General features: G+C 67.5%; 12 protein-coding genes and 1 pseudogene. 5 read left to right on the top strand and 8 right to left on the bottom strand.

Annotation, left to right across the window (positions count from 1 at the left end):
* A partial coding sequence (locus tag AC4ELS_RS31280; RefSeq protein ID WP_499050794.1) for an HNH endonuclease signature motif containing protein occupies positions 1-1,448 on the top strand: 1,448 nt, incomplete at its 5' end.
* Positions 1,449-1,501: 53 nt separating this feature from the next.
* On the opposite strand, the gene AC4ELS_RS31275 is transcribed toward AC4ELS_RS31280, so the two are convergent.
* Positions 1,502-1,633: a type 2 periplasmic-binding domain-containing protein gene (locus AC4ELS_RS31275; protein ID WP_448457060.1), complete on the bottom strand. Its 132-nt coding sequence runs from the start codon at positions 1,631-1,633 to the stop codon at positions 1,502-1,504.
* A gap of 10 nt (positions 1,634-1,643) precedes the next feature.
* Between AC4ELS_RS31275 and AC4ELS_RS31270 the strand changes: the two are divergent.
* Positions 1,644-1,856, top strand: a pseudogene (locus AC4ELS_RS31270) (SDR family oxidoreductase); the annotation flags it as partial.
* 17 nt (positions 1,857-1,873) lie between these two features.
* Here AC4ELS_RS31270 and aceA read toward each other — a convergent pair.
* Positions 1,874-4,153, bottom strand: coding sequence for an isocitrate lyase ICL2 (aceA, locus tag AC4ELS_RS31265; protein WP_064957205.1), 2,280 nt, complete (start codon positions 4,151-4,153; stop codon positions 1,874-1,876).
* 208 nt (positions 4,154-4,361) lie between these two features.
* On the opposite strand from aceA, the gene AC4ELS_RS31260 reads away from it, so the two are divergent.
* Both AC4ELS_RS31260 and AC4ELS_RS31255 read left to right on the top strand, forming a co-directional pair.
* Entirely contained in the window at positions 4,362-4,523 is a 162-nt protein-coding gene (locus tag AC4ELS_RS31260) for a hypothetical protein (protein WP_448447048.1), read from the top strand.
* Positions 4,524-4,547: 24 nt separating this feature from the next.
* Positions 4,548-4,943, top strand: coding sequence for a DUF4267 domain-containing protein (locus AC4ELS_RS31255; protein WP_448447050.1), 396 nt, complete (start codon positions 4,548-4,550; stop codon positions 4,941-4,943).
* Here the strand turns inward: AC4ELS_RS31255 and AC4ELS_RS31250 are convergent.
* Together AC4ELS_RS31250 and AC4ELS_RS31245 are read right to left on the bottom strand one after the other, a co-directional pair.
* Positions 4,940-6,205: a spinster family MFS transporter gene (locus AC4ELS_RS31250; protein ID WP_064957206.1), complete on the bottom strand. Its 1,266-nt coding sequence runs from the start codon at positions 6,203-6,205 to the stop codon at positions 4,940-4,942. The two genes, AC4ELS_RS31255 and AC4ELS_RS31250, sit on opposite strands and share 4 nt — an antisense overlap.
* Positions 6,198-7,052, bottom strand: coding sequence for an SDR family oxidoreductase (locus AC4ELS_RS31245; RefSeq protein ID WP_448447249.1), 855 nt, complete (start codon positions 7,050-7,052; stop codon positions 6,198-6,200). Before AC4ELS_RS31245 ends, AC4ELS_RS31250 begins: the two co-directional genes overlap by 8 nt.
* A gap of 174 nt (positions 7,053-7,226) precedes the next feature.
* Between AC4ELS_RS31245 and AC4ELS_RS31240 the strand changes: the two genes are divergently transcribed.
* Positions 7,227-8,150, top strand: coding sequence for a DUF7159 family protein (locus tag AC4ELS_RS31240; protein WP_448447052.1), 924 nt, complete (start codon positions 7,227-7,229; stop codon positions 8,148-8,150).
* Positions 8,151-8,158: 8 nt separating this feature from the next.
* Here the strand turns inward: AC4ELS_RS31240 and AC4ELS_RS31235 are convergent, their stop codons facing one another.
* From AC4ELS_RS31235 to AC4ELS_RS31220, 4 genes are all read right to left on the bottom strand, one after another.
* On the bottom strand, positions 8,159-9,475 hold the full coding sequence (locus AC4ELS_RS31235) for a Dyp-type peroxidase (RefSeq protein WP_499050791.1): 1,317 nt from the start codon (positions 9,473-9,475) through the stop codon (positions 8,159-8,161).
* A 5-nt stretch (positions 9,476-9,480) separates the two neighbouring features.
* A complete protein-coding gene (locus AC4ELS_RS31230) occupies positions 9,481-10,041 on the bottom strand; it encodes a hypothetical protein (RefSeq protein ID WP_499050788.1) in 561 nt (186 codons plus the stop codon).
* A 194-nt stretch (positions 10,042-10,235) separates the two neighbouring features.
* Positions 10,236-11,744, bottom strand: a complete 1,509-nt coding sequence (locus tag AC4ELS_RS31225) for an AMP-binding protein (protein WP_499050786.1) — start codon at positions 11,742-11,744, stop codon at positions 10,236-10,238.
* Complete coding sequence (locus AC4ELS_RS31220; RefSeq protein WP_499050783.1) at positions 11,741-12,313, bottom strand: TetR/AcrR family transcriptional regulator; 573 nt, start codon at positions 12,311-12,313, stop codon at positions 11,741-11,743. Before AC4ELS_RS31220 ends, AC4ELS_RS31225 begins: the two co-directional genes overlap by 4 nt.
* Between the last annotated feature and the right edge of the window lie 22 nt (positions 12,314-12,335).

The raw sequence follows: 12,335 nt of genomic DNA, 5'->3' as shown, positions 1-12,335 counted from the left end.
CACACATGTTCGACACTGATTCCGATGTCGCGCTGATCGACAAGATCAGTGCCGCGGCGCGCGCGGAGTCGGCGGCGATCGCGGGGCGGCTGGCTGCGATTGGGGCGTTGGACAGCCTGCGGGAGCAGGAGTTGGCCGAGTCGATCTTTTGGACCACCGACCCGTTCGAGGAAGTCTCTGCTGAAGTGTCGGCGGCGTTGCGGATCAGTCGGGGCCGGGCCGGTACCCAGATTCATCACGCCCGGGTGTTACGCGACAAACTGCCGTTGGTGGCGGCCCGGTTCGCCGTCGGGGATATCGATTATCGGGTGGTGCGGATGCTCATCGCCCGCACCGGCATCGTCGACCCCGCAGTGTGGGCCGGACTGGATGAGGAACTCGCGGCCCGGGCGCATCGGTGGATGCGGTTGTCTGAGCGGCAGTTGCGGGATCGGGTGGATCAATGGATCGCCAAACTCGACCCCAATGGGGTGCGGGTCCCGCCCCCGATCGACGACGGGCGGTTTGTTCAGGTCGAGGCGAGCAGCCCCGGCATGGCCTCGATCTGGGCCAATGTGCACGCCGCTGACGGGGTCGCGCTGAATCAACGTCTCGATGCCGTCGCCGCCACGGTCTGCAGCCACGATCCGCGTACCCGCGAGCAGCGCCGCGCCGATGCGGTGGGGCCGGTGGCCCGACTCGAATCCCGCATGTCGTGTCTGTGTCGGCGCGAGGACTGCCCGGCCGCACAGCAGCGGGCGGCCGCGGATGCGGCGGTGGTGCATGTGCTGGCCGACCAATCCACCGTGAACGGGACCTGTGATGATCCGGGGTATCTGGTCGGCCATGGCATCCTGCCCGCCGAGTCCGTGCATGATCTGGCCGCCACCGCGAAGGTCAAACCGGTGCGCATGCCCGCTGCGGCCGGCGAGCCGCAGTACCGCCCCTCGGTGGCCTTGTCGGAGTTCATCCGGTGGCGCGATCTGACGTGCCGGTTCCCCGGCTGTGACGCCCCGGCTGAACGCTGCGATGTCGATCACACCGCGCCCTGGCCCGCCGGGCCGACGCATCCGTCGAACACCAAACTATTTTGCCGGGCACACCATTTGGTGAAAACGTTCTGCCCCGGCTGGACCGATCGTCAACTCCCCGACGGCACCATCGAGTTCACCACCCCCACCGGACACACCCATGTGACCGAACCCCACGGTGCCGCCCTGTTCCCGACTCTGGCCCAACCGACCGGGGACCTCAACCTCCCCGACCCCGAACCTGGCGCGCCCGGCCTGGACCCGAACCTGAACCGGGCCGCCAAAATGCCCAAACGCAGCCGGACCCGCGAACAAGACCGCCAAGATCGCATCGCCGAAGAACGACGCCTGCGCGCCGAACTCAACAACGACCTCGCCTACGAACGCGACTACCAAGCCTGGCTCGCCGAACAATACGGACCCCCACCACCCTTCTGAACAGCTGGAGTGGGGATCATCCCTCCATCGGATTCCACGGCCGGGTGGCCATCTCAGATGAGCCGTTGAGTGAGCGTCGCATCCTCGATCGGGGCGAATCGCAAACGCCCATCGTCGATTTCGCGATGGCACGCGGACAGCGGCAGCACTCCGTAGGTCAAACCCGCCTCGATCACATTCTTCATCGCCGAACCCGACGCTGTGATGCCGGGCCTGGTCATGGGGGAGACCCAGGAACGGCAGAACGATCAACAGATACAGCAGATGTTTCTGATGGCCGCCAAGGTCACCCGTCTGGGCAGGCCCGCCGACCTGGCCGCTGTCACCGCGTTCCTGCTGTCCGACGAGGCCGAATGGATCAACGGACAGACCTGGTACATCGGCGGCGCGTCACACATGCGGCAGTGAGCTGAACCACCGAAGCCCTAGTCCTCCTTGCGGATCAACCGTCCCAGCGCCTCACGATCGGGTGCCAGCAGTTCATCGATGCGGGCCTGGTTCACGTCGGCCACGATGATCTCGCCGACCTCCTGGTACACATCGCTGAAGATGCCGTGCGCCTTCATCTTCTCGGTCTGATAGACGTTGTCCTCCGTCGGCGTCACGTAGTAGACGATCTCCGGCTTGAACCGGTGGATCAGCCACACGTGAATGAGGTCCATCAGACGCTTCTTGCGCAGCTTCTCGGCGAAGGTGTTCTGATCGCGCACCGTCAGGATGTTGCGGCCATGCCGATCCTTGATGGGGTCGACGACGACGTTGGCGAGCGGCTCGTCACCGTCACCGTAGATGCCGAGGTCGAGGACGTCCGATCCAGCGCGGCGGGGCCGCAGCTGCACCCGCAGGTTCTCGCCGATCTTGTAGTAATCGCCCCACATCGCCAGCCACTCCTCGAGGAGCTTCTTGGGCACCTCGGTCTGCACCAGATGTTGGTGCTGCGTGGAGCCGGCGCCCATCGCCTTGGTGGTGGCGGTACGGCCCGAGGAGGCAGCCAGCGCCGCGTCGCTGCGCGGACCACCGACGAGTGTCTGCGGTGTGCGGTAAGGGGATTCGACCAGCCGCATCTTGCGTTGCAGCCGCGCCAGCGCCAGCATGCCCTCCTGCTGCAGGGAGGTCGCGAACTCCTCACACGCCACGCCGTCGACCTGATGGCCGCCGTAGGTGATGAAGTTGAAGACGAACCCCATCTTGCCGAGTTCGGCAGGGAACGCCCGCATCTCGTCATCGGTCATGCCGGTGGTGTCCCAGTTGAATGACGGTGACAGGTTGTAGGCCAGCATCTGATCGGGGAACTCGGCGTGGATGGCGTCGGCGAACTGCTTGGCGTCCGCGAGGTCGGCGGTCTTGGTCTCCATCCACAGAATGTCGGCGAACGGCGCGGCCGCCAGCGACTTCGCGATGGCGTACGGAATGCCGCCGCGCACCTGGTAGTAGCCCTCGGGGGTCTTGACCCGCTCACAGTCCCAGGCCACGTCCGCGCCCAGCTCGCGCGCCTTCTCCTGCGCCGTGTACAACGACGCCCGCGCGGCGAAGTCACGCCAGTCCGCGGCGCTCATCGCGGCCGGCTCACCCTCCCGTTCCCGGAACTCCAGCAGTTCGGCGACCGCCTCGCCGTACGTGTTCAGGCCGGCGTCGGCCTGCCACGCCTCGACGAACGCCGACTCGACCTTGTCGAACATGGCGTCCACCGAATCGCCGGCCACGTGGGCCTTGACGGCCTCGGCGATCGTGTTCGTGAGGCCCTCGCGTTCCAGCCAGGCCTCGGCGGTCGCATACTCGCCGGCGGGCAGCGCATAGAGAAGATGCCCGTTGAGTTCGGTGACGCCGAGATCGTAGAACCGGCGCACCATCGCCAGGAAACACGACTTGTACGTCGGCACCGACAGGTTCGTCGCCCCCAGCAGGAACGGCTGGTCGCGCTCGTCGGCGCGGCTGTCGATCAGGTTGGCGGCCTCGGCATCGGTGCGGGCGACGATGATGCCGGGCACTCGCATGATGTCCAGCTGGAACCGTGCGGTGTTGAGCCGTTTGATCTGCTCATCCGAGGGCACCAGCACCTTGCCACCCTGGTGGCCGCACTTCTTGGTACCAGGACGCTGATCCTCGATGTGGTAACCCGGCACCCCGGACTCGACGAAGCGGCGGATCAGGTTGCGCACATGCGGATCGCCGCCGTGACCGGTGTCGGCGTCGGCGATGATGAACGGCCGGTAGTCGACGGCCGGGGTGGCTGCGCGCTGTTCGGGGGTCATCCGCAGCCGCAGATACTGCTGATTGCGGTCGGCGGTCAGCAGGGCCCGGACCAGCCCGGCCGCCTCGTCGGGCACCTGGCTGAGCGGGTAGCTGGCCAGGTCCGGCCCTGGATCCTCGCTGATGGACCCCTTGGCCGAGGTGGCCCATCCACCCAGGTAGATCCCTCTGATCCCCATCCGTTTCATCACGACCGCCTGACCCGGCGAATACGGTCCGAAGGTGGTGATGCTCAGCTTCTGGGCGAACAGATCGCGCAGGTAGGGAAAGAACGCCGTGGCGGCCTCACGGGCCACCGGATAATCCGACGGGATGGTGCCACGCTGCTCGGCGACCTGACGCGCCGAGTACAGCCGGGTGATGCCCGCGAACCGGGGACTGTCGATGTAGGCCTGGGTGGCCTCGACATCCTCCCGGAACGGTGATGTCTCTGCGTTGGCTTCGATGGTGGCCATGGGTTTGCTCCTCTTCGAGCTCGGCTACCTCGATTATCGCGGCGGAGACGATTCGAGGGACCGGTTGCGGAAAAATCGTCGCAGTGCCCGGCGCCACCCATCGCCGGGCATCGTCGAAAAGCTCTGTATTCCAGCCAGTTTGACAAGCGGTTTCACAGCCTTCGCCAAGCCTCGGTCGTCGCCTCGATTCGCCCTTACCATCGGGGGTATGCCGAAGCTGACCAAGAAGGTGAAATCGCTGTTCAGTAGGCGTCGGCCAGTCACGCGCGAAGATGCCGCGGAGATTGCCGACTGGCTCAACGAGGGCGGTGCGCTGCATCCCGACGGACCGCCGACGGTCATCGATCCGAAGAAGCACCGGAAGGCCTGACACCGGGCCGCTAGGCTGCACGGCATGTCGATCGACCGGGCCGCGCTGGCCGCCGGTGCCATCCGATTCGCGTCGGGAGTCTCGTTTCTCGTCGACCCGAAGCGGGCCGACCGGTGGTGGGGCGCCCGGGAAACACCAGACGCAACCGCGCAGCTGATGTGGCGGTCGATGGGCTATCGCGACGCGCTGATCGGCGGACTGCTGTTGACGGCGGGACTGCGCGGCAAGGACACCCGCGGGTGGTTCCTGGCCTCCGGCGGCGCCGACGCCGCAGACCTGCTCGGCGGGATGGCGGTACACGACCAGCTGCCACGGTCACAGAAGATCGTTGGCCTCGGGGGAGCGGTGGTCGGCATCGCCGTCGGGCTGTGGGGTGCCACCCGCTGCCGGGCGCGTGCCGAGGGCACCCCGACGGGCTAGCCGTTCGTCTCGATGATGTCGCTGCGGTACCAGCGGGCGGCGACGAGATAACAGCCCATCGCCAGCAGTTGCAGTACCGGAACCAGGATCAGCAGGGCCCGGCCCAGTGCGTGCACGCCGAGATCGGCGGTCAGTGCGTCACTGATCAGGCCGGTGACGAACGGGCCGATGGACCCGAGAATGGCGTTGAAGAACAGGAAGATCGCCGAGGCGGTAGCTCGTTGCGCCGGCAGCACCAGGCGGTGGATGGCGGCGATGGACGGTGCCAGGTACGCCGTGCCGATGACGTAGCTGAGCGCCAGGAACCACACGCACGCCAGGCGGCTTTCGACGGTGAACGCCAACACGGAGGCCGGCAGTAGCAACGCCGTCGTCGCCACCACGATCCACAGCAACCAGCGCGGGTCGCGCACCGCCAGCCGATCGGCCAGCCGGCCCACGATCAGCAGTCCGAGCACCCCGGACAGCCCGGTGGCCAGGCCGTACTCCCACCCGACCTCACTGAGTGACATGGAACGCGTCCGCATCAGGAAGGCCGGCGAGAACGTGGTCAGCGAGTAACCGGCGGCCGAGACGAATGCTGTCCCACCGATGACGGCCAGGAAGCTGCGCTTGCGCAGCAGACCCCACCACTTGACGGTCACGTCCTGTTCCCGGTGTACCGCAACGGGCAGCGACTGGCGGGCCCCTACGATCAACAGCACCAGTGGGGCGAATACCACGCTGAATGCACCGATCGCAACGAAAGCCGTTCGCCACCCCAGGTTTTCGGCCAACAGGCCGCCGCCGATCAGGCTGGCGCCGCTGGCCAGCGGGATCGAGAACGTGATGACTGCCAGCGGTGCCGCGCGACGCTCCGGAGGGAAGTTACGGGCCACATAGGCATGGGCGGCCGGGGTGCTGCCCGCCTCGCCGACCGCGACGCCCACCCGGGTGAGCGCGAGCTGAAACCCGGACTGCACGGCACCGCCGAGCATGGTCATGGTGCCCCACAGCGTCAGACAGCCGGCGATCACCGCGCCGAACGCTCCGCGGTCGGCAACCCTGGCCACCGCGACGCCGAGGACCGCGTACACGATCAGGAAGCCGAATCCGTTGATCACCCCGATCGCGGTGTCCGACAGGGCGAGTTCGTGTTTGATCGGCTCGGCCAGTACCGAGGGCAGGAACCGGTCGACGTAGTTGAGGGTTCCGACCAGGGTGAGCAGCGCGACCGCAGCCCACGCGCGCTGCCGCCCGTGGGAAGGGCCAGTGTCAGCCATGTCGTACGCCGCGGGCGAACCGCCACAGATACCGCGGCAGACGGCGCAGCGGCACCGCGGTGGGCCACTCCCGCGGGCGGAAGAAGGCGTCGGAGCCGCCGTCAACGAAAATTACACTGCCGCAGAGGAAATCGGCCGAGTCCGACAACATGAAACACATCCAGTCGGCGAGATGGCCCGCGTCACCGTATCCGCCGATCGGTACCGGGAACTTCCGCACGGCGGCACCCTCGCGCGGATCGGCGAGTTGAGCCTGCAGAAGTGGAGTCAGGATGGCGCCGGGAGCCAACGCGTTCAGACGAATACCCGCACCGGCCCACTCTGCGGAGACGGCATTGATCCGCAGCCAGCGGCTCACCGCGATCTTCGACGCCGCGTACATGATGGCCGACCCGCTGCGGCCCAGCAGACGCAGCGAGCGGACCGCCCGGTCGGTGTCGCGCGCCGACAACGCCCGAATGGTCCGGCGTGGGACCACCGGCACCGTTGTCGTCGAATTACTGGAAATCACCACGACTTTGGCGCGGTTTGCCTTGGCCAGCGCGGGCTGCCAGGCCTCGAGTAGTTCGACCACGCCGAGGAAGTTGACCTCGGCGATCAACCGGTTGCGGTCAGAGCCGGGACCCGGGCCGAGCCCGGCAGCCAGCACCGCCCCGTCAAGCATTCCGCCGCACGCCGCCAGCACGCCGTCGGCAGCCGCCCGACGTCCCTGCGCAGTGGACAGGTCGGCAACCACATCGCCTTCATTGAGGTCCACACCGATCACGGTGTGCCCGAGATCGCGGAGCCGTCGGGCCGCCTGTAAGCCCATGCCGGATGCGGACCCGGTGACCGCGTATGTGCCGATGATCGCCTCCTTGCCGCCCGGATTCGGGCTGGTTCGGCGGCCAAAATAGCATCCGGGTGAATTCTCGGTGCCCAGCCGGTTACCGACCTCTTCTCCCGGATGCCGATGCCCTTGATGCGTCATACGCTCGTCGCGGCCGGGAGCCGGTCACGCGAGAAGAATCGAGGGCGCAGGGTGAAGACAGTGCTGGGGCTGTCGGTGACTTCGCACGGCATCGCCTGGACACTCGTCGACGGCGACAGCCCCACCGCAGATCTCACCCCCCTCGATGACGACGCCTTCCATGTCGACGCCGCCGGTGACCTGCCCGGCCGAGCGGCGGCCGCAGCCCGTAGTGCGCAGGCCATCGCGGCCGCCAGTGGTCAGAAGGTGGTGGCGATCGGCGTATGTGCGGCCGGCGTCGCCTCCGATCACGGCGACGGCGATCCGGTGGCCGAACTCTTCGACCTGCTCGCCGCCGCCGGGTTCGACGATGTGCGGCTGGTCCCGGGACAATCCGGCACCGCCGCCCGCGACGCCGCGCTGGCGGTCGCGACCGATGCGGTCGCCGGGACGCCGAGGCTCGCCGCGCCGCGGGCCCCAGCCCCACGCAGGTACAACGCCGTGCGGGCAGTGGCCGCGACTGCCGCGGCGGTCGCGGTGGGACTGCTCACCGTCGGCTCGCAGTTCGTCGAGCCGGTGCCGGACCCGGCCGCCGACGAAGCCGGCGTCACTGCGGGTGCGCAGCCGCAACTCGTCACCGTCCTCACCCCGCGGGACGTCCCCCGGCCGGTAGCGGAGTCACCTGTGGAGCCGGAAGTCGCTATTCAGGCGGCCGAACGGGCCGCGCGGGCACCGATCACCGAACCGGCCGCCGAATCGGTCGCAGCGGCCGAAACAGCTGTGTCCCACGTTGTCCCGGCAGCCCTCCCGCACCTTCCGGCCGCACAGCCACACCTACCCATGTCCGCTGCGCTACCCGCTGCCGAACCGCACATCGCGGCCGACCCGTCGCCCGGCCCCGCGTTTTCCGCGGCCCTTCCGGCCGCCCAGCTGAGCCTGGCGCCGCCACCGAGCCCGGCGCCGGCAGGCTTGTGGTTCCTCGGCGCGATGCCGTAGGTCCTGAATTACGGCAGACTCGCCAGATACCGCAGCCCCGACATGCCCGGCAGGAAGAAGTACGCACCACCCCGAAGTGTGGTGAACGCCGGAATTCCCTTGTGCACCTTACGTATCGGGCGTTTTGGCACAGTGAAATCCAGAGTGCCGTCCTGGGTGCCGCAGATCGGGTCGTGCTCGTTGCCCAGCTCGTGGAACGACTTGTCGTTGATCCACACGTTCTGCGCGAACTCGAACTGGCGCACCAGGTCGGCGCAGATGATGAACGCCGCGATGCCGCGATCCACCCCGTCATCGGCTGCGCCGTCGGGGAGTGCGGGGCCATAGGTGGCGCCGCGCCGGATCATGCGGCGGCGGTTCATGTAGTGCGCGGTGTCGCGTGGGTTGAGCCGGCGCGCATGCGACCCGAGCGGGCACGCATAGCCGAAGGGATCCATTTCCTTGTAGTTGAAGTCGTTGTTACGCATGGGGTCCGCGCCCAATTCGGGATCGTCCTGCTCGGGCGCCAGCACCAGGGGCGCGCCACTGCGCCACCGGCCCATGAACTTCGCGGCCAGCAGTTCCTCGGCTTCCGGCGAATCGGACCGCTCGCGGAGGTAGTCGCGGAACAGCGCGACGTGTTCCTCGAGTCGGCGGTAAGCCATATAGCTGCTGTTGCGGGACAACACATCCGGTTTGGGTAGGTTCGCGACCGGTCCGTCCTCATCGGGGTAGCCCAGGATGAACTCTCCGGGCTCGAGTGGGTCGCCGGAACCCGGCGTGGGCTCCTCCCCGGAGCCCTTCATCACCGGTTGCGACAACCGATCGCGGTATCCGAAGTGGTCATGGGCGTAGTTGAACGGCGGAGTCGCATTCAGGTCAAGGTAGGACAGGCTGCGTACCCCGGGGGTTCGGTCGAGCAGCTTGTCGTGCTCGGCGATGGAGCGACGGTACTGCTCGTCGGTGCGGGAGAACAGGATCGCGATCGCATGCAGATCGTCGCCGGCCAGGCCGCCCAACCAGTGCTCGGGGGCGGCCGCGCCGGTGTCGCCGAGGATCGGGGCGCGCCGTGCCATACCTTCCCGGAACGCATCCGGGAAGGTGGCCAGCGACTCCTCGTCGACGCCGAGTGCCCGCAGTCCGGTCCAGGTGAAGGCCAGCGTGACCCAGCGGTCGGATTCGTCCATGGTGGCCTTGGCGTCCGCGGCCGAGGACACCTTGTCGAGCAGTTCGGTGAGCCAGGCCCGTCCGCCCGCAGGGGTGTCGAAGGTCAAAAACTCGTAGCGCCCGGTGATGGCCGGTGTGCGGGTCAGCAGGATGTGCTGGATGTCGTCGAACTCGAGCACGGCTGTTATTGCATCTGGTCGAGCATGGAGGAGAAGGCGGACTTCAGGCGCAGGGCCTTTTTGATCTCGTCGGCAGTGACGTAGGGGTACTCACCGTATTCGAGGAAGCTCGGCACCTGGTGGGCCCGGACGAACTCGATGAACGCCTGCGGGTTCTCCTTCCAGTCCTCGGGGAAGCCCTCCAGGTTGGTGAACACCGTGGTGATGCCGGTAGCGCTGAACAATTGCACTGCGTCCTCGGTGTACTTGTCGAAGTCGGTGTCGAAGATGCCCTGGTACTGGAAATGCAGGCCCGAACCGACGTCGAACAGTTGCCAGCGCAAGTAGTGCAGCCGCAGTGGCGCAAGGACTTCAGGGCTCGCGGCGACGGCTTCCTCAATTTGCTTGCCGTACGCGCGCACCGCCTCCTCACGGCCTTCCTTCACCTTTGCGATGATGGAAAACCCATGGCAGGCGGGCGTTCTCGGATACGTCGGGCCGTATCGGCCCTCCTTGAGTTCGAAATAGCCCTCCGGCGGGATGGCCATCGCTGCGGGCTTGGTCCAGTCAGGCTGATCGGTAGTCATTCAGAACCCCCAGGTGCGCTCAGGTAACGCCGAACGCTAGCACCGTCGGGCCGCTTGACACGTGGATTGCATTGACGCGCCGTGAAATTTGCCGGGGTGTTTCATAGAAACCCCGGAAAACGTCCGTGCGCGGCGTATTGTCCGCTGTGTCGGGGCCGTCGAGGGGTTGGCCACGACCACCCCGGGGCCAGGAACTACGAGTGCCCGGCCCCGTCCAGAACAGCACTGCGAGCGAAGGCGCGAACCCGGTCCTTGGCCACCTTGCCGTTACCGGTCAGCGGCAGCGCCTCGGTGAACAACACCACCCGCGGCCGCTTGAAACCCGCGATCGCGCTGCGCACATAGCTGATCAGCTCGTCGGCGGTCGGTCGGTGCGCCGGTTTCGGCACGACCACCGCGCACACGGCTTCGCCCCAGTAGTCATCGGGGACCGCGACCACCGCTACCTGGTCCACCCCGGGATGTCCGGACAGGGCATCCTCGACCTCGCGGGAGGACACGTTCTCACCACCGGTGACGATGATGTCCTTGAGCCGGTCCACCACGAACAGTCGTCCGTCGGGGTCGGTGCGACCCATGTCGCCGGTGCGCAGCCAACCGTCCTCGGTGCTTGCCCCTTCAGGCCAGTAGCCAGGTGTCACCTGCGCGCCGCGCACCATGATCTCGCCCACCTGGCCGGGCGGCAGCAGACCGCCGTCCGCGTCGGCGATGCCGATCTGGACATCGTCGTGCGGATAGCCGGCACTGGTGAGCAACTCGGGGCGGCCCGCAGCCCCGGCCCGGTGGTCCTCGGGGCCGAGAAACGTGATGTTGCCGCCGGTTTCGGTCATCCCATAGCCCTGGTGGAAGTCGACGCCGAGGGTGTCGATCGCCCGACGCAGCAGGTCCAGCGGCATCGCCGCCGACCCATAGGCGATCGCGTCGAGGGTGGGCAGACCGGTCCCAGTGTGTTCGAGATGGCCGAGCAGCGAGTGCAGCATGGTCGGCGCCAACGAACATGAGGTGACGCCGTGGCTGCGTACCAGCTGCGCGAAACTCTCCGGGCGGTACTGGGCACACAGGACGACTGTCGCGGCCACCGCGTGCTGGACCAGCATGTTGTAACCGGCGACGTGGCACATCGGAAACGGCAACAGGTACACCCCGCCCGGCCGCACCGAGCGGCCCGCCACTGAACCCCACACCGCGCTGAGAACCGAACGATGGCTGTGCACAACAGCTTTCGGAACGCCAGTGGATCCGCTGGTGAACAGCAGCCAGGCCGGATCGTCGGGCCTGGTGATGCCGGGCAGTGGGAGATCGGACTCGGGTGCGGCCCGCCATTCGTCGGATTCGAATGCGACGGCCGGCGTGACCGTGCGTGCGAGAGCCGACAGGTACCGCTCGTCGCCCAGCAGCAGGGTGGGCCGGGCGGTGGCCAACTGGGCCGTCTGTTCGGTCGGGCTGAGACGTTGGTTGATCAGGGTCAGCACCCGTCCGCTGCGCGGCACGCCGTAGTACAGCTGGGCGTAGGCGGCGCTGTTGTCGGCAACCACGGCCACCCGATCACCAGGAGCGGTCCGGTCCGCCACCCAGCCCGCGACGCCACGGATCTGGCGATCGAACTCGGCGAACGTCGCGGTGCTGCCGTCATCGGTCACCACGGCCGGGCGCTCGGGCGCGCCGGCAGCAGCGGCCGAAACCAATTCGTGCAGCAGGCTCATGCCGGATCCTCCTCGGGCTGATCGAACCGGTCCAGATAGCGCCGCACGAAATCCTGCGCCTCGGCATGCCCACGGCTGATGCCCAGACCCTGCTCGAGCACGAGGATGCGGGCCAGGCTCGCCGCGATCATCGACATCACGACGGGCGGGAACTCGTCGGTGTCGATGCCGTGGGCCTGCAGCGCCGAGGCCATCGCGGCCTCCTCGAGACCACGGAACCGGTCGGCGTAACCCGCGATCTCGCTGCGGATGGCCTTGCGGTGGTTGGCCAGGGCCATGAACTCCATCCACAGGGCCGCGCCCTGGGTGTTGTTGAGCTCCCACAGCGCATGCAGCGGAGCGTCCTGGGCGAAGGCCTCCTGCTGAGCGCTGAGGTTCGTCTCGGCGCCGGCCGCCAGGACCGCGATGAACAGGTCGTCCATGCTGGGGAAGTAGTAGTGCACGAGTGCGGGTTTGACCCCGGCCTGCGCGGCCACCCGCCGTGAGGTCGCCGCGGCGTAGCCCTCCTCGAGCATGACCTGGGCGGTGGCCCGGATCAGTGCTCGGCGGGTGGTGCTCGGCGGGCTCATCGCACCCTTGACCACGCGCGGC

The organism is Mycobacterium shunyiense, from assembly GCF_058270035.1.
The sequence above is the reverse complement of the archived record's forward strand: the minus strand, read 5'-3'. Positions and strand labels throughout refer to the sequence as shown.

Coding starts and splice junctions, on each gene's coding strand:
- AC4ELS_RS31230 (WP_499050788.1), bottom strand. CDS start 10,041: ATGACTACCGATCAGCCTGACTGGACCAAGCCCGCAGCGATGGCCATC.
- AC4ELS_RS31275 (WP_448457060.1), bottom strand. CDS start 1,633: ATGAAGAATGTGATCGAGGCGGGTTTGACCTACGGAGTGCTGCCGCTG.
- AC4ELS_RS31255 (WP_448447050.1), top strand. CDS start 4,548: ATGTCGATCGACCGGGCCGCGCTGGCCGCCGGTGCCATCCGATTCGCG.
- AC4ELS_RS31220 (WP_499050783.1), bottom strand. CDS start 12,313: ATGAGCCCGCCGAGCACCACCCGCCGAGCACTGATCCGGGCCACCGCC.
- aceA (WP_064957205.1), bottom strand. CDS start 4,153: ATGGCCACCATCGAAGCCAACGCAGAGACATCACCGTTCCGGGAGGAT.
- AC4ELS_RS31250 (WP_064957206.1), bottom strand. CDS start 6,205: ATGGCTGACACTGGCCCTTCCCACGGGCGGCAGCGCGCGTGGGCTGCG.
- AC4ELS_RS31260 (WP_448447048.1), top strand. CDS start 4,362: ATGCCGAAGCTGACCAAGAAGGTGAAATCGCTGTTCAGTAGGCGTCGG.
- AC4ELS_RS31225 (WP_499050786.1), bottom strand. CDS start 11,744: ATGAGCCTGCTGCACGAATTGGTTTCGGCCGCTGCTGCCGGCGCGCCC.